This is a genomic window from Neobacillus camarae (assembly GCF_054950115.1).
In genome coordinates, this window is the sequence record NZ_JBUCKX010000001.1 from 1203528 (window position 1) to 1221160 (window position 17633).

Sequence of the window (17633 nt, forward strand, 5' to 3'; positions counted from 1 at the left end):
GCTTAATTACCTATATATGTAAAATATCGAAAAATATAAAACGTTTTCATAAAAATATTGTATTCTCAAAAATTTACCCGTTATTATAATTACCCTTAGAGTAGAAAAGGGATGTGATAGAATTGTCAGGATTGAAGGGCACTAAGGAGGCTGTTATCCATTCAGCAATAGTCCTAACAGTGGCTGGTGGATTTTTGCCTGGGATCAGTTACGCTGAAACAACCGGGCAGAACGTTACGATGGACCAAACTTCTATCATTGAGTCGGAGACGAGCATCCAAGTCGTTGAGCCTTCTCAGCTAATCAGCGGGCTGTTGATGATAAAGCTAAAGATGCTAGGAATCGTGGCAGATACTAATGAAGTCGTAAGGCCCTTGGAGTTTCCTGAGGGTAACAAAGTGAAAGTGAAACAGGTTGATTATATTGGCTTCAACCTAATTGCTGTTACATTGGACAGGCATTTGGCCACAGTTTATGCGAATGACCTTGCCTTTACTCAAGATGGCAAGGCTATGGATGTAAATAAAGCAGCCGTCTTAGGAAACAAACAAGGCCAAACAGTAGTGATCTACCAATCTCCCACACCGATTGATTCAGAATCCTTCACCGTAGATGACAAAATTTATGCTTCTGTAATGAATACAAACTCTGTTGACATCAATGGCAATTCGCTGCAGGCAGGGGATCACAGAAAATTAAAAGATGCTACTCCCCAGTTAGAAGACATACCCAATCTATTGACCGTAGCAAAAGATGGGACTGCTGATTACAGCACCGTTCAAGGGGCGATAGACGCCATTCCTGCCAATAATACCGACCAAGTCGAAGTGTTTATCAAATGTGGGGTCTATAAAGAGCTAGTTACCATCCCACAAAATAAGCCTTTTATTTATCTTAAAGGCGAAAGCGCTTCCGAAGTTGTTATCACATATGACAATTATTCCGGTAAACCCAAGGCAGAAGGAGGAACCTACGGGACATCCGGCAGTGCTAGTGTTTATGTATATGGCAATGATTTTACTGCTGAAAATATTACCTTTGAAAATTCTTTTGATGAGCAGAGTGTTAATGTGAATAATAAGCAAGCTGTTGCGGTCTATGCAAGAGGTGACCGTCAGTCCTTTAAAAACTCACGGTTTATCGGAAATCAGGATACCTTATATGTTAATGGCGGCACTCAATATTTCTATCAATCTTATATCGAGGGTGATGTCGATTTTATCTTTGGCCGTTCAAGTGCAGTCTTTGAGGATTGCGGCATATTCTCTCTTGACCGCGGCTCCACCACCAATAATGGCTATGTCACAGCAGCGAGTACCTTGATTACCGAACCATACGGTTATCTTTTCTTGAACAGCAGATTTCTTAGCAACGCGCCAAACGGCACCGTATATTTGGGAAGGCCATGGCATCCAAGTGGGGATCCGAATGCCATCGGCAGCGTGGTCATCATGAACAGCTACCTTGGTCCGCATATCATCCCGCAAGGCTGGACTGATATGTCGGGTTTTTCATATAAAGATGCCAGATTTTACGAATACCATAATAACGGCCCTGGGACAGTGAGCAATGATGACCGAAGACAGCTGACAGATGACGAGGCAGAACAGTATACGATTGAGAATGTATTAAAAGGCTGGAATCCTAAAGAACAATAAAAAAACAATGATTCTACTTAGTTTGTTAGCCTTCCTTTAGAAATACATATACCGTATTTCGAATAAGAGACTGCAATAATAGAAACCAATAAAAAGGAGTAGATGAAGATGAAAAAAGCATTCAGCAGTATCTTGACAGCTTCCTTAATGGCAATGAGTATATCCACAGTTTCGGCCGCTTCACCAGATTTAGGAAAGGAAGTCCTTGCACCAAATGATGGGTGGGCTGCCTTTGGAGAGGGAACAACAGGCGGGGCAAAAGCAGATGTGGATCATATTTTTACCGTAACCAATAAAAGTGAGCTCTTAAAGGCGCTTGGCGGTGAAAATTTAAACACCCCCAAAATCATTTATATTAAAGGTACGATCGATTTTAATGTGGACGAAAATAACCAGCCAATCGGGCCGGAGTATTATGCGGATCCGGCATATGATTTTCAAGCGTACCTTGATGCCTACAAACCTGAAGTCTGGGGTAAGAAAGTAGTGTCAGGTCCGCTTGAAGATGCCCGTGCACGCTCCGCTCAAAAACAAAAACAGCAGATTACCGTTAATATTGGCTCTAACACCTCGATTATCGGAGTAGGCGATGATGCCAAGATTATCGGAGGCAGCTTTATTATAAGTAAAGCTGAAAATATCATTATCCGTAATATTGAGTTCCAAGCACCTGTTGATTTCTTCCCGCAATGGGACCCGACAGACGGCGATTATGGCGAGTGGAATTCCGAATATGACAATGTCACCGTCACCAACAACACGCATAATGTCTGGATTGACCATAACAAGTTAACGGATGGAGAACACCATGATGAGGATTTTGGAAAAGTTTTTGGACGCACCTACCAGCAGCATGACGGTCTGCTTGATGTAACTAACGGTGCTGACTACGTAACCATTTCCTACAATGTGTTAGAGGACCATGACAAGACTTCACTGATCGGCTCCAGCGATAGTAAAACGAGCGACACGGGACACTTAAAGGTCACGATTCATCATAACTATTACAAAAACTTGACCCAGCGCCTGCCAAGAGTTCGTTATGGTCAAGTCCATGTTTACAATAACTATTACGAGTTTAATAGTAATTCTGATTATGAGTATAGCTATGCCCTTGGAGTTGGAGTCAACTCCAAAATATATGCGGAAAATAACTACTTTGATTTTGACACAGATGTAGATCCTGGAACCATTATTAAAGATTGGAAGGGAACTTCTATTTATGAAGATGGGTCTTTTGTCGACGGCAAGAGTTCTGCAAGTCAAGTGGATTTAGTAGCAGCCCATAACAAAATCAGTGATGTCCAGCTTGATGAAAATGTCGGGTGGCAGCCAACTTTATTTACAAAGGTTTACCCGACCCAGGCAGTCCCAGCCCTTGTCAAGGCAAAAGCCGGTACTGGCAAGATTGATGAATAAATCCAAAAACCAAGGCTATTGTTTAAAAAGCCTTGGTTTTTTGTTCCCCAAAATATAACCTATTAGACCCATTTAACAATAGGGGAGAGTAGGTTATTTTTAGTAGTAGAAGGAAAGGAGCAAGGAGAAATGCCTTAAAAAATGTAACCGCTCCCAATGCTGCGTGTGAGGATTAGCAATAAGGAAGGAGATTACTGGATGCATAAGGTGGTAATTGTAGATGATGACCGAATCATCCGCATAGGGTTATCAAAAGTGATTCCATGGGCCAAACACGGGTTTGAATTGGCGGGGATGGCAGCCGATGGAGTAGAAGGTTTGGATGTGATTAAAAAAACCGATCCACAAATCGTCATTTCGGATATCCGAATGCCGTTTATGGATGGTCTGGAAATGACAAAGGCAGTAAAGAAGTTTAATTCCAAAGCCAAGATTATCCTATTAACAGGTTACCAGGATTTTAAATATGCGCATCAGGCGATTCAACTAAAGGCATTTGATTTTCTTTTGAAACCAATAGAAACAAGCGAACTGATTGAAAAACTTGAGCAGGCATCAATGGAAATCGAACAGGAAAGACAAATAGAATGCCAGATTCATGAAAGCCAAAAGTACCGGCAACAGCAATTTCTGAAAAAACTTTGTTTTAGGCCGCTTCATGAACAGGAAATGTTTCAGGAGCTTTCTATGATTGGTATCCATCCTTTCGGTCATTTGACGGCCGCTCTGTCTGTTACTCTGAATCAGACGGAAGTCACACCGGTATTGAAAAACCACATATTGGAGGATTGTAGAGAATATATTAAAACTATTCCACTAGAGGGTTATGTTTTAAACGGTGATGCCGGGAATATTGCGGTTTTTTTATTCGGTACCGGGAACAAAGATGTTTTTACTCAATCCATCGCGAATTTGCCAAAAAATATTCTAAATATGATAAGAAATAAATATCCTACAACTGTTACAATTACCGGAGGAAGGGTTTATCAACAGGTGGCGGACATAGCCTGTTCTTATATAGAGGCATTGAAAGCCATGAACTTCCGTCATATAATGGGCATGAACAGTGTCTATAACATAGAAGCAATTGAAGCCTGCCAAGGGGAGGAAAGGGGGTTCACAACCGAGATAGAACAAGAACTATTAAAATATGTTACTTATGGACTTCCTGAAAAGGTAACGGAACTGCTGGAGGAGACAAAAAGGAAAATCAATGCAAATAAAAATTTGACCTTACAGGCAATGGTGCTGCAAGCAATAAAAATCATCAATCTCCTGGGCTATGAATCTTCCAAAATCAATAAGATTTGGGATGAAGCTAAAATTCTTGAAATTGAAAATGATCTAGTCCAAATGCAGACCATAGATGAAATTTTTACCCTAATCGAACGAATGGCCTTGGATGCCACGAATCGCGTTAAAAGGATCAATGGGGGGCGAAAGCATTCTCTAGTCAAACAAGCCATTGATTTTATCCATGCCAATTACCATCGAACCGATTTAAATCTGCAAACGGTTGCAGATGAGGTCCATGTCAGTTATGCCTATCTTAGTAATCTTTTTAAGGTGGAACTGGGGTTGAATTTTGGTGACATCCTGCTGGAAATGCGGATGAATAAGGCTATTGAGCTATTTCAGCAGAGTGATTTAAAAACATACGAAGTGGCAGAACGAACGGGTTATTCCAATTCTCATTACTTCAGCAGCAGTTTTAAGAAGTATACCGGATTTTCTCCGGCAGAGTTTAAAAAGCAAAATAGCAGGTTGGTAAAATCCTGAATATAACATAGAAAGAATAGGGGTGAACTCAATCAAAACGGAAGACGCAACGAAGAACTTTACCGTGATGCCAATGCTGGTATTCTTTATACCATTGGCTATTTCGGCCAGTTTAACGGCCATTTCCCACGTCATCATTAACGGGACATTAAGCAGGGCTGAACATGCCGAAATCATTATAGCCAATTATGCGATTGCTCTATCCTTGTTCGGGATTCTTGAGCGGCCGGTTTTGGTGTTCCGGCAAACGGCCTCGGCATTGGCAAGAGAAAAGGCTTCATTTTACCGAATCCTGGCTTTTTTTATTAAAGTTTGCCTCGTCATCGCCGTTTTAAGTGCTTTAATCGGTTTTACCAAGATTGGTGACTGGTTATTCGTATATGGATTCAATGCGGAAGCGGATTCAATGGCTTCCTTAAAAATTACGTTCATGGTCCTATCTCCGGTTATCGTCTTTTCGGGTTTGCGATGCTTGTATCAAGGCATCATCATTAACCAGCTAGAAACAAAATGGGTGACTGTTGGGGTCCTTATTAGATTGGCTGGGATGTTTGCCGTTGCCAGTTTTCTTGTCTTTACAGGTCACGCCAATACAAGTGCAGTCGGAGCAATTATTTTTTTAATCGGCATGGCCATAGAATGTTTGATCAGTGTTTGGCGGGGACATAAGATTGTGAATGGAAGCATGACCAAGAAGGAGACGCCTGTTATACAGAAGGAAATTCGCTCGTTCTACTATCCTTTGGTTTTTTATATGTCCTTTCAAAGTATTCTGATTCCCGTCATTTATGCCTTTCTGGGAAAAATCCAAGACGCGCATCTGGGCATCGCCTCGTTTGCGTTGGCTTTTAGTATTACAAACCTGGTCTTGAGCTTTTTTATGTATACCCATCAAATTGTTTTGCAATTCTATAAGCATAATAGAGCTGCCGTTATAAAATGCGTGCTCGTTTTTAGCTTTGTTCCCACTTTATTTCTGGGGATTTTATGTTTTACACCGGCAGGCCTCTGGTTCATGAGGACCATTTTAGGAGCTGATTTGAGGCTTGCGGCAGAAAGCCTGCATGTATTAAAATATTTTCTCATTAAAACGTCGGTGTTTCCATGGGTGGATTTTTTCGGCGGGTTGCTGATGCTTCAGAAGAGCACGAAATCCCTTTTGCCACCGCAAATTTTAAATATGCTATCGGTTGTTCTAATCATGATCCCGTTAGTAACCCTCTATCCGCAATTAAATGGGTCTGTCGGGGCCATTGCGGCTTCCACGGGTGAGATTGTCGGCTTATTGGCAATATCCTTGGTTGTACTAAGGAAGCAAAACACGAAATTAGTAAGCAAACAGAAACAGTTTAAACACGGCATATAAAAATGTTAACGTTAACATTTGTACTTTTATTATTGCATGTAGTAATAAACCGCAAAGTCACTTTGCGGTTTATTTTAGTTTCCAAATTACTTAAAAAATAAGAAGGAATATTCGAAGATGGTAACATCGGTTGTCAAAATTCGTCAAATATGTTAAGGTTAGTATTTTAATAGGTATTATTTTGAATCCTTAAATTATTTTGGTCATGAAATTAAGTTTCTCTTAAGAAAGACATATTATAATTAATATGTAGATTAATAGGTTTATATGACGAGAATATGCAGACGAGAAATTTCGAGAGGAGTTAATTCATTGAAGCGAAAAGTCCTGCTAGTTATTTTCATCCTTGGGATACTAACAAGTGTAGGTTATGTTGGGGCCAAAACAGTGCTTACCAAAAATACAAGTGCAAGCAGTGAACTAAGCGAAAGTACGCAAACAGAACAAAAACTGTCTAATAAAGTAGAATCGGCATCGGATGTCTCTCAGGCAAGTACCGCAGGTACCGCACAAAATGACAATGAAACCAGCCAAAATGAGACCGAATCTACAACTGACAATCAACCAAAAAATGTAACGGAAGATGAAAATGGAAAAATCGTCATAAATGATGTTCCATTAGTCCAGCAAATGCCTGAACTATCACGAGGCTGTGAGGTAACAAGTCTTACCATGATGCTGCAATATGCCGGGGTTTCCATTGACAAATTAACACTTGCTAAGGAAATCACCACTGTCCCTTTCCGTTACCAAAGCGGTCTAAAAGGCAATCCAAATGACGGGTTTGTAGGTAATATTTATACATTTAATAAATCGGGATACGCTGTTTATCATGGACCGATTGCTGATTTAGCGGAGAAATATTTGCCTGGAAAGATAGTCGATTTATCAGGGCAAAGCATTGATTCTGTTTACGAAATGGTTAAGCAAGGGTCACCAGTCTGGGTCATTACGAACTCAAGGTTTTCCTCGCTTCCTGACAGTGAATTTTCAACATGGAGTACACCATCAGGCCAAGTGAAAATTACTTATCGGGAGCACAGCGTGTTAATTGTAGGTTATGATGATACCTACGTTTACATCAATGATCCATTAGCTGAGCAACCATATAAAGCTGTTTCAAGAGCTAATTTTGAAGCGTCCTGGACGCAAATGGGAAGCCAAGCAATCAGTTACCAATTATAATAAGTTAGTACTAGACCGAGCAAAGAAGTTGAATATTCATTGATCATCCGAATAAGGGACACCTTTAGTCCTTTGTTCGGTTTTTTTGTGTCTGGACTACAAATTGGATCACTTCTTTTGGCAAGATGCAAAATCTATTTTTGATGAGTGTGTTTTCCGTTATTTTTTTCCGCTATTAGAAGACCATTTAAATGTAGAAGCCGATTTAGATGGTAAGGTGTAAATAAATGATTTTGAATTCCAGCGTATTTTGAACCTCATCAAATCATTGCTGACATTAGCAACAATCAAAGCAATAGAACCATCTGAATTCATGTATGCAACAGAATGTATATTTCCTTTATAATCAGTAGAGTCAATACGAACCGCTCCTGCATCAACGAATTTGCTGACATGGCCGAGTGCATAATACTCGACATTTTTTGAAAATGAACCATTTTTGGGATTGATCGTTATGACGCCACGGCAATTAGAACAACCGCCATTAGCCGGACCTCCGCTTGAATCTAAAGCCAGATTCCAAAACAGGACTGTTTTAGACCAATTTTTCGGTGCCCCAATCATTAAATTAGACATATACCAAGTGAAATTATCCCGAAAATCACTACCCCAATTTCCGCCGCTGCACTCCGTAAAGTAAATGCTTTTGTTTGGAAAGGCGTTGTGAACCAACGTCATTGAATCAGGGGGGCCTTCATAGCAGTGAAAGGCTGTTCCATCTGTATACGCACTTGCCCGATTATCACTTAATACCATAGTGGCGTAATCAATACCCTTATCCCAATTATGATCGTAGGCGATGATTTTGGTAGAAATATTATGGGTCACAAATGCTGGGCCTAAATATTCCCCCACAAACTTTGCCTGTTCAGCTGCATTCATACTCATACTCGGATAGGAGTTTGTTGTAAACTCCGGCTCATTTTGAACCGTTACGGCATATATCGGTATTCCTGCGTTCTTATAGGCTTTGATATACTTCACAAAATAATTGGCATAAGAGGCATACACCTTCTCGTCCGTATAATCTAGGTACCAGCCATTCAAGGTTTTTGTGCCGTATTTCATCCAAGAAGGTGCTGTCCAAGGTGTACCAATCACCTTAACATTACTTCTGTTGTTCAATATTTTTTGCAACAACTTAATGACTTGGGCGTCCTTTTTTATAGAAAATTCCTTCAGATCGTAGTCTTTTTCTAATTCGGTATCATCGTAAGTATAACTGCTGGGTTGACCATATTCATCAACTGAAAAATCAGAAGCTCCAATCGTGTGGCGAATAAAGTTGATATTTATTCCGCTCTTTTTAGAAAACAACTCCTTTACAAGTGATTCACGTTGAACAGTACTCATTTTTTGGTTAATCAGGTAGGCGGATGAGCCTGTAATAGCGGCACCAAAACCATCCATAGTCTGGTATCGTATGGTCGGATTCACATCAATTGCCGGTAAATGGTTCTCGGTATCGGTTGTAAAGGCCAAAGAGGTCTGGGGGGATAATAGATGCTTTTGATCTCCAGTCGTAAGCCATACATTTACTATGGTAGGTTGACGAGGCTGGACGGGGGAGGAAAAAGTAAAAATAATAAACAGAATGCACCCGAACAGCAGCCACTTTTTAGTTGTATTTAAGATGTTTGCACCGTTCATGCTTTTCTCCTTCATGAATTTTCTTAATTCGTTATTAACAAAAGAGCTGGGCTATTGATCCCAACTCTTTTGAAATTTGATTCAAATTATTAAAAGGATTTTTTGGTTATTTTTTAAACTTATCGGCCAATGGTAACATTGCCGCTTAACCGTATATCTTCTGAAGATGATCCGACATAAATTGGGACTTTGCCAGTCGGCATAACCCACTTGTGAGTTGTTTCATCCCAGTAGGATAAAGCCTTTGGATCAAGAGTTATGGTTACCCGCTGTTGTTTGCCAGGTGCAAGATTGACTTTAGCGAATCCAGCCAGTTGTTTTATCGGTGTTTCGACCTTGGCTGGCAGCTTTCCAGCGTATACTTGTATCACTTCTGAACCGGTCCTTTTACCGGTATTGCGAAGGTTAAGCGAAACCTGGACATTATCACCTTTGGCTGTGGCTTTCAAATTTCTATATCCGAAAGTGGTATAAGACAAACCAAATCCGAATGGGTACGCAGGTTTGATTTTGTTCCTCGCATAACCCTTGTAGCCAACAAATACTCCTTCTGAATATTGAGATTCTCCATTCACCCCTGGGAATTGTGCAGGATTGGAAACCGGGGTAGATTTTTCATCAACAGGGAAAGTGACAGGAAGTTTACCGGATGGGTTCACATCACCGAATAAGACATTGGCAACTGCGTTCCCTTGCTCTTGGCCGGCAAACCATGCCTGGATGATCCCAGATACATCATTTTGCCATCTATTCATTTGAACTGGCCGTCCGCTCATCTGGACGACAATGGTTTTACGATTGACTTTAGCGACTTCTTTTATCAGCTGTTCTTGGTTGTTTGGCAAATCCAGATGGGAAGGATCAACATAGCCTTCACTTTCGTAAGTCCTTGTGACAATTACAGCCACATCTGATTTACTAGCCAGGTCAACCGCTTTTCTCATGGCAGGATCGATTGCCCCTGCAGGCGGCACCCAGCCGAAACGAACCATTCCACCGAAATCTTGCGCCCCTGGACTAGGCTCGCCAGTACTATATTCAATTCGGATTTTGTATTTTTGGCCGCTAGTGAGCTGCATTTTCTTTGTAGTCGTAGTCAAATTTGGATTATTATTTTCGATAAATAGTTGATCATTAACATATAGTTTGCCTGATCCGAGACTGGTTAGTGACAAAGTGTAATTCCCAGTCCCAGGTGGCGTTAAATTCCCTGTCCATCGTGCAGACATTTTATTATTAAAATCTGTTGGCGTTGAGGGCAGCTTTGGCGATTGGGCATTAAACCCTCCATAGTTGTAAAAACCAAGATTCAGGTTTACTTGCGGGTCTACGCGCACCAAAGAAGGATTGCCCTCGAAATTAATATTGGTCCAGTACTCAGCGTTCAGCCCGGTTTTAGTTCCATCCGTAGATGTCAAAAGGGAAGATGGAACAGCCGAAGGGCCAGGCAAAATGTCTCCAGCACTAATCGGGTCACTGCCGGGAGAGTAAGTTACCGTTACATTCTGCCCCACTTTATTGCGAATCCCTTCTAAAGGGCTGACGGTATAAGTTGGATTGACTAGTGAGCTTCCGCCTCCAGCTGCTGAAGCATTATCTGCATCGGGTCCAATTACTGCAATGGTTTTGACTTTTTTACGATCTAATGGAAGTGCTGAATTCCGATTTTTCAATAGAACCATACCTTGCTCAGCCAGCTTACGCGCAGTTTCGCCATGGGCTCTGGCAGGAATCTGGTTATTCTGAACTGGTTGATCAAATAATTTCTTGCGGAACATTTGCAGCAAAGTCCGGCCAGCCATCTCGTTGATTCTTTGTTCTGTAACCTTCCCATCCCGCACGGCAGCCAGCAGCTTATCCCCCCATAATCCAATTGGGTCTCCCGGTGTCTCCAGATCTAAGCCGGCAAGAGCAGACGCTGCCGTGCTTTTATTGGCTCCATAGTCACTCATGACGAAGCCTTGGAAATTAAATTGTTTCCTAAGAATATCGGTAAGCAATGGTCCGTTTTCACAAGCAAAAGTGCCATTCACTTTGTTAAAGGAACACATCACAGAACCCATGTCGGCATTTTTGATAATATCTCCAAATGGCCGTGCATAAATTTCTTGAATGGTTCTCTCACTAGCCTTGGAATTAATGGTGAACCGATTAGTTTCCTGATTATTTAAAAGGTAATGTTTGCCTGTAGCAATGACAGGATGCTGCTGTACTCCTTGAACATAGGCTGTTCCGATCCTTGATTGAAGCAAAGGGTCCTCACCAAGTGATTCGAAGTTCCTTGCTCCCCAAGGAAAACGTGCTATGTCAAGGCCTGGTCCGAGGAGGACATTATGAGTGGTATTAAATGCCTCATTGCCAATCAAATCACCATAAGTCTTGGCGGCATTCACATCCCATGTAGCCGCCAGTGAGAGTGGAGCTGGCAGTGCGGTTGATTTCTTACCTTGTATATTTGGATTGGCAACACGAACACCAGCAGGACCGTCCGCCATTTGCAGGGCAGGAATTCCCAGACGTTCCAATGGAGCGTTATAAAACCCATAATTATTATTCATGTTTCCAGTGACGAAGGAAACTTTCTCCTCTAAAGTCATTTCCTTTAGTAATAAATCCCTTCGTGCTTCTGCAGTGAGAGAGGTATTCATCCACGGCCGGTTTGGCTGGGCAGATACTGGACTAAGCGATGAAACGATAATGGTTAGGATTAGTGCCATAACACCCAGCCGTAAAAGTTTTTTGAATTTCATTGATTCATTCTCCTTAATGTTTCGATAAATTAAACTTTAGTGACGTTTTGGTTATCTTTTCAAACGCTTATATAAGATATGAACTTTTCCCAATCTCTCCTTTCTCTCACAAAACTGGAGAATTTTCTATTATTCCCTATGTGATATATTGCCTATATGGCTATTATTTTACTCAAATGAAATTAGAATTTATGGGTCAAAGGCACTATAAAGAAGTGATGGCATTTTCCATAATTCCCCTTTTTAATCCGGCTTGTTGAAGACATTATAGAAAAACAAGATTTGAAGCTTTCAAAAACAAACAAAAATGTATTATAATAAAACAAAAATAAATAAAAGTTTTTTAGTTAGGCCAATTGCTTATGTCAAAAAGGGGATGTAAGAAAGATGAGAGTAAGTTTATTTGCCACATGTCTCGTGGATCTTTTCCAAAGCAATGTGGGGAAAGCCACCGTTGAATTGCTTGAGAGATTAGGGTGTGAGATAGATTTTCCGGAATCACAAGTTTGCTGCGGTCAGCCTGCCTATAATAGCGGTTACACCAAAGAATCGAAGGAAGCCATGAAGCGGATGATCGACACATTTAAGGATGCGGAATACATCGTGTGCCCATCCGGCTCCTGTGCTTTTATGTTCCATGAATATCAACATATCTTTAAAGGTGATCCTGTTTGGGAACCGAAAGCTAAAAGTTTGGCAGAGAGAACGTATGAACTGACACAGTTCATCGTCGATGTGTTAAAAGTCGAAGATGTCGGGGCGCGACTAGAAGCAAAGGCGACCTATCACACATCTTGCCATATGACAAGATTATTGGGTGTGAAGGAAGCACCGATGAAACTTTTGAAAAATGTAAAAGGTTTAGAGTTCACCGAACTTCCTGGTAAAGAGCAATGCTGCGGGTTTGGCGGTACTTTTTCCGTTAAAATGGCCCAAATATCCGAGCAGATGGTCGATGAAAAAGTATGCCATGTGGAAGAAACAGATGCAGACATCCTGATAGGGGCCGATGCGGGCTGCCTCATAAACATCGGTGGAAGAATTGGCCGCAAAGGGAAACCGATTAAGGTTATGCATATAGCAGAAGTATTAAACAGCCTTTAATCACCTTGATACGTTCAAAAAGGGAAGGCGCAGAGAATGGGGGAATTTGTATGCCAATGAAAATAAGCAACGAGCAGTTCAAAGAACGTGTCAATAAAGGAATCCATGACGACTTTATGCGCGGTGCCGTTTCCGGTGCTCAGGATGGCATGGGTGTCAAAAGACGGGTCGCTGCCGAAGAACTGGGAAACTGGGAAGACTGGCGTAATCATGGCGAGGAAATCCGTCAACATGTTTTGGAAAACTTGGATTATTATTTAGAACAACTAAGTGACAATGTGGCGAAACGCGGGGGCCATGTCTTTTTTGCCCAAACGAAAGAGGAAGCGAACGATTATATACGCGGTATTGTCAGGCAGAAACAAGCCAAGAAAATTGTCAAATCGAAATCAATGGTGACCGAAGAGATTAGTCTGAATCATGTTCTTGAACAGGAAGGTTGTGAAGTGATTGAGACTGACCTTGGCGAATATATCCTTCAGGTAGATGACCATGATCCTCCGTCCCATATTGTCGTTCCGGCACTCCACAAAAATAAAGAACAAATCCGTGATGTGTTCACGGAAAAACTGGGCTATACCAAAACTTCCAAACCGGAGGAACTGGCTGCCCATGCCCGGGAGATGCTTCGTCAGGAATATTTGACGGCGGATATCGGGATTACCGGGTGTAACTTTGCTGTAGCCGAAACAGGTTCGTTTAGTTTGGTGACTAATGAAGGAAATGCTGATTTGGTTACGGCACTCCCCAAAACGCAAATTACCGTCATGGGGATGGAACGGCTTGTCCCAACCTTTGAAGAAATGGAGGTCCTTGTTTCCTTGTTAACCAGAAGCGCGGTTGGACAGAAGCTAACCAGCTATATTACCGTGCTGACGGGTCCTAAAGAGGAACTGGATGTTGATGGGCCGGAGGAATTCCATCTTGTCATTGTGGATAACGGAAGGTCCAATATATTGGGCGGAGAATTTCAATCGGTGCTTCAATGTATCCGTTGCGCGGCATGTGTCAATGTATGTCCAGTTTACCGCCATGTGGGCGGGCATTCCTATGGTTCCATCTATTCAGGGCCAATTGGTGCCGTGCTTTCTCCATTGCTAGGAGGTTATGACGAGTTTAAAGAACTTCCGTATGCCTCCTCACTTTGCGGGGCATGTACGGAAGTATGCCCGGTGAAAATCCCGCTGCATAATCTGCTGCTCAAACACCGTGAAGTGATTGTGGAAAAAGAAGGAAAAGCACCTATTTCGGAAAAATTGGCTATGAAAGCATTTGGGTTAGGGGCTGCATCTCCAACTTTATATAAAATTGGTTCGAAACTGGCTCCAACCGCGATGAATCCTTTCACCGATGGAGATAAAATTTCCAAAGGGCCTGGACCATTAAAGGCTTGGACTGAAATCCGTGAATTTCCGGCACCAAATAAAGAAAGATTCCGGGATTGGTTTAAAAACCGGGAAAAGGGGGGCGAATAACATGACTGGAACGATACAAAACCGCGATGCATTTTTAAATAAAATTGCCAGTCAGCTTGGCCGCCCGCGTATTGCCGCGCCTGTAGAACGGCCAAACTGGAAATTCAGGCCGCAAGACGAGGTGTTAAAGGGCGCAACCCAGGATGAACTGGTAGAGGTTTTAATTGAACAATGCAAAAAAATCCATACCACCATTCATACAACCGACAGCGGCCAACTATCATCGGTTCTGGACGAAGTCGTCAGCGATTACGGCGGCGGCTCGGTTGTGACTTGGAAGGATGAAAGATTCACCCGGTGGGGACTCGATTCTTTGATGAAGCAAGAATGGCCGAATAAAGAAATCGATGTATATGAATGGGACCATAAAAAAGGTGAAGAAAATATCGCCAAGGCTGAACAGGCTAATGTGGGTATTACCATTAGTGAAATCACACTCGCCGAGTCAGGGACGGTTGTTCTTTTTAGCGACGAAAATAAAGGCAGGACTGTCAGTTTCTTGCCAACCACCTATATTGCCTTAATCCCAAAAAGTTCGATCGTGTCTAGAATGACGCAGGCTGCTCAAAAAATGAGGCAAATCCATCAGGAAACGGGCCATGTGGCATCCTGTATTAATTTTATAACCGGACCAAGCAACTCAGCCGACATTGAATTGAATTTAGTAGTCGGAGTCCACGGTCCTGTTAAAGCGACTTATATTGTTATCAATGATTTATAGATAAAAATGAAATCAAACTGTCCTATGGTGACTTTTTCAAACCATCATAGGACAGTTTTTTATTTAAAATTGGCTGGGATAAAGTTTAATTTTATTTTTTTAACAAGTTGATTGGAGCGGAAGGCATATAGGACCGTTGGGAGAACGGAGCAGGAGCTGAAAAAGTGCACCATATTTTATAAGTGCCGAAAATCTTTATATTGACCGAGCAGAAGGAAAAAGGGACGTTTGGGGAGATAGGAAGGAGGCTCCCGTTCCGCCCGCGGAAAGCGAACGCCAGTAGTGGAAATCAATAGTCTAAAATAGCCGAGACATTAACAAAAATAATATAAAAATAAAAAAATGAAATTTTTATGAACTTTTCTATTCAAAAATAAACAAAGATATATTATAATAAAACAGAAGATAACAAACATAAATGCAAACAAACGGAGGAGTAAGAATGGTACAGAACCTTTGGAATCAAGAAAATGCATCACAAGTAACAAAAGGGGTACAAGAGCTCGTTTACCGTTCCAATTTAATTGGCTCAGATCGTGCGGTATGTAACTTTGGCGGCGGTAACACTTCTATGAAGACAATTGAAAAGGATTTCCGCGGCCGTGATGTTGAAGTTATGTGGGTAAAAGGAAGCGGTTCCGATTTAGCCACAATGAAGGCTCAAAATTTCACAGGTCTTAATTTAGAAGACATTCGCCCATTATTCGAACGCGAAGAAATGTCTGATGAAGACATGGTTGCTTATCTTTCACATTGTATGATTGACAGCAAACACCCAAGAGCATCAATCGAGACATTATTGCATGCATTCTTACCTTTCAAACATGTGGACCACACACATCCTGATGCAATCATTAGCCTTTGCTGCGCAGACAATGGAAGACAATTAGCAGAGGAGATTTTTGGAAACCGTTTTGTTTGGGTACCGTATATTCGCCCTGGATTTACTCTTTCAAAAATGATTGCACAGGGAGTATTAAATAATCCAAATGCAGAATTAGTATTAATGGAAAAACATGGCCTTGTAACATGGGGAGAAACTTCTGAAGAGGCATATGCAAAAACCATTCAAATTATTAACGAAGCTGAAGCATATATTAATGAAAGAATTGACGAGGCTAAAACTTTTGGCGGTCAAAAATATCAATCTCTTTCTGAAGAAGAAGCTACTAGCGTTCTAGCTAAAGTATTGCCTGTTATCCGTGGCGCAGTAAGTGATGAGAAGAAAATGCTGTTAACTTTTGACCGTGGTGAAGATGTACTGCAATTTGTGAACAGCAACAACGCACCAGAACTTTCGCAAATCGGTGCTGCTTGCCCTGACCATCTTGTTCATACCAAAATGATCCCACTTTATGTAAACTGGGATCCGCAAACAAAAGATGTTGAAGCGCTGATTTCCAGCATCAAAGAGGGAGTCGAAAGCTTTAAAACAGCTTACAAACAATACTTTGAAGAAAACAAAAACGAAGGCGACAAAATGTTCGAACCAGCACCACGTGTTATCTTGATCCCTGGTATTGGTATGGTGAACACTGGTAAGGACGTTAAAAATTCAAGAATCAGCGGCGCATTATACCACCGTGCCATCGCTGTAATGAAGGGTGCTACAACATTAGGAAACTTTGTTTCTCTAAGTGCAAACGAATCTTACAATGTTGAATATTGGCCATTAGAGTTATATAAGTTATCTCTTGCTCCAGCTGAAGCAGAGTTCTCTAGAAAAGTGGCATTCATTACTGGAGGAGCAGGCGGAATCGGTAGCGCAACAGCACGCCGCTTTGTATCTGAAGGAGCTGCAGTTGTTCTAGCTGACTTAAATCTTGAAGGGGCAGAAAAGGTTGCTGCTGAAATCAACGAGCAATTTGGTGCCGATCGTGCTCTTGCTGTAAAGATGGACGTAACGAGTGAAGAACAAGTACAAGCTGCATTTGATCAAGCTGCGCTTACTTTCGGTGGGGTCGATATCATTGTGAATAACGCCGGTCTTGCTTCAGGAAGCCCGCTTGACGAAACAACTCTTAAAGAATGGAACCTAAACTTAAATGTACTAGGAACTGGTTATTTCTTAGTAGCCCGTGAAGCCTTCAAGCAAATGAAGCAACAGAACATTGGCGGTAACATGGTATTTGTCGGTTCTAAAAACTCTGTTTATGCCGGTAAAGGTGCTGCTGCTTATAGCTCGGTTAAAGCACTTGAAACCCACTTGGCAAGATGTATTGCAGCTGAAGGCGGCGAGTTTGGTATCCGTGTGAATTCCGTTCTTCCAGATGCTGTACTCCAGGGATCCGCTATTTGGAACTCAAAATGGCGTGAAGAGCGTGCCACAGCTTACGGCATTGCCCCTGACCAATTAGAAGAGCACTACCGTAAACGTACTACCTTGTTAGTAAACATTTATCCTAGTGATATCGCAGAATCGATTGCATTCTTTGCTTCATCAAAATCAGACAAAACTACCGGATGTATGTTAACTGTCGATGGCGGTGTGCCAGCAGCGTTTACTAGATAATAAGTGTATTGAAA

General features: G+C 41.7%; 11 protein-coding genes. 9 read left to right on the forward strand and 2 right to left on the reverse strand.

What is annotated here, in order from left to right; genetic code table 11:
• The first annotated feature begins 122 nt into the window (after positions 1-122).
• From ACY8D0_RS05620 to ACY8D0_RS05640, 5 genes are all read left to right on the forward strand, one after another.
• Complete coding sequence (locus ACY8D0_RS05620) at positions 123-1658, forward strand: pectinesterase family protein (RefSeq protein ID WP_462409491.1); 1536 nt, start codon at positions 123-125, stop codon at positions 1656-1658.
• A gap of 108 nt (positions 1659-1766) precedes the next feature.
• Positions 1767-3077 (forward strand): pectate lyase family protein, encoded by a 1311-nt coding sequence (locus tag ACY8D0_RS05625; protein ID WP_462409492.1) that lies wholly within the window; start codon positions 1767-1769, stop codon positions 3075-3077.
• A gap of 198 nt (positions 3078-3275) precedes the next feature.
• Positions 3276-4856, forward strand: a complete 1581-nt coding sequence (locus ACY8D0_RS05630; protein ID WP_462409493.1) for a response regulator transcription factor — start codon at positions 3276-3278, stop codon at positions 4854-4856.
• 22 nt (positions 4857-4878) lie between these two features.
• Positions 4879-6222, forward strand: coding sequence for a multi antimicrobial extrusion protein MatE (locus ACY8D0_RS05635; RefSeq protein WP_462409494.1), 1344 nt, complete (start codon positions 4879-4881; stop codon positions 6220-6222).
• Positions 6223-6534: 312 nt separating this feature from the next.
• Positions 6535-7407 carry a C39 family peptidase gene (locus tag ACY8D0_RS05640; protein WP_462409495.1) on the forward strand — a complete coding sequence of 291 codons (873 nt, stop codon included), beginning with the start codon at positions 6535-6537 and terminating at the stop codon, positions 7405-7407.
• 159 nt (positions 7408-7566) lie between these two features.
• Here the strand turns inward: ACY8D0_RS05640 and ACY8D0_RS05645 are convergent, their stop codons facing one another.
• Positions 7567-9057, reverse strand: a complete 1491-nt coding sequence (locus ACY8D0_RS05645) for a glycoside hydrolase family 30 protein (RefSeq protein WP_462409496.1) — start codon at positions 9055-9057, stop codon at positions 7567-7569.
• A gap of 119 nt (positions 9058-9176) precedes the next feature.
• A complete protein-coding gene (locus ACY8D0_RS05650; protein ID WP_462409497.1) occupies positions 9177-11807 on the reverse strand; it encodes a beta-glucosidase H in 2631 nt (876 codons plus the stop codon).
• A 387-nt stretch (positions 11808-12194) separates the two neighbouring features.
• On the opposite strand from ACY8D0_RS05650, the gene ACY8D0_RS05655 reads away from it, so the two are divergent.
• The 4 genes from ACY8D0_RS05655 to ACY8D0_RS05670 all read left to right on the forward strand — a co-directional run bounded on the left by ACY8D0_RS05655 (position 12195) and on the right by ACY8D0_RS05670 (position 17619).
• On the forward strand, positions 12195-12911 hold the full coding sequence (locus tag ACY8D0_RS05655; RefSeq protein WP_462409498.1) for a (Fe-S)-binding protein: 717 nt from the start codon (positions 12195-12197) through the stop codon (positions 12909-12911).
• Between the two features lie 50 nt (positions 12912-12961).
• Positions 12962-14386: a LutB/LldF family L-lactate oxidation iron-sulfur protein gene (locus ACY8D0_RS05660; protein ID WP_462409499.1), complete on the forward strand. Its 1425-nt coding sequence runs from the start codon at positions 12962-12964 to the stop codon at positions 14384-14386.
• 1 nt (position 14387) lies between these two features.
• Positions 14388-15107 carry a LutC/YkgG family protein gene (locus ACY8D0_RS05665; protein ID WP_462409500.1) on the forward strand — a complete coding sequence of 240 codons (720 nt, stop codon included), beginning with the start codon at positions 14388-14390 and terminating at the stop codon, positions 15105-15107.
• A gap of 418 nt (positions 15108-15525) precedes the next feature.
• Complete coding sequence (locus ACY8D0_RS05670; RefSeq protein WP_462409501.1) at positions 15526-17619, forward strand: bifunctional aldolase/short-chain dehydrogenase; 2094 nt, start codon at positions 15526-15528, stop codon at positions 17617-17619.
• Positions 17620-17633: the final 14 nt, after the last annotated feature.

Coding starts and splice junctions, on each gene's coding strand:
- ACY8D0_RS05625 (WP_462409492.1), top strand. CDS start 1,767: ATGAAAAAAGCATTCAGCAGTATCTTGACAGCTTCCTTAATGGCAATG.
- ACY8D0_RS05630 (WP_462409493.1), top strand. CDS start 3,276: ATGCATAAGGTGGTAATTGTAGATGATGACCGAATCATCCGCATAGGG.
- ACY8D0_RS05645 (WP_462409496.1), bottom strand. CDS start 9,057: ATGAACGGTGCAAACATCTTAAATACAACTAAAAAGTGGCTGCTGTTC.
- ACY8D0_RS05650 (WP_462409497.1), bottom strand. CDS start 11,807: ATGAAATTCAAAAAACTTTTACGGCTGGGTGTTATGGCACTAATCCTA.
- ACY8D0_RS05655 (WP_462409498.1), top strand. CDS start 12,195: ATGAGAGTAAGTTTATTTGCCACATGTCTCGTGGATCTTTTCCAAAGC.
- ACY8D0_RS05660 (WP_462409499.1), top strand. CDS start 12,962: ATGCCAATGAAAATAAGCAACGAGCAGTTCAAAGAACGTGTCAATAAA.
- ACY8D0_RS05665 (WP_462409500.1), top strand. CDS start 14,388: ATGACTGGAACGATACAAAACCGCGATGCATTTTTAAATAAAATTGCC.
- ACY8D0_RS05670 (WP_462409501.1), top strand. CDS start 15,526: ATGCAAACAAACGGAGGAGTAAGAATGGTACAGAACCTTTGGAATCAA.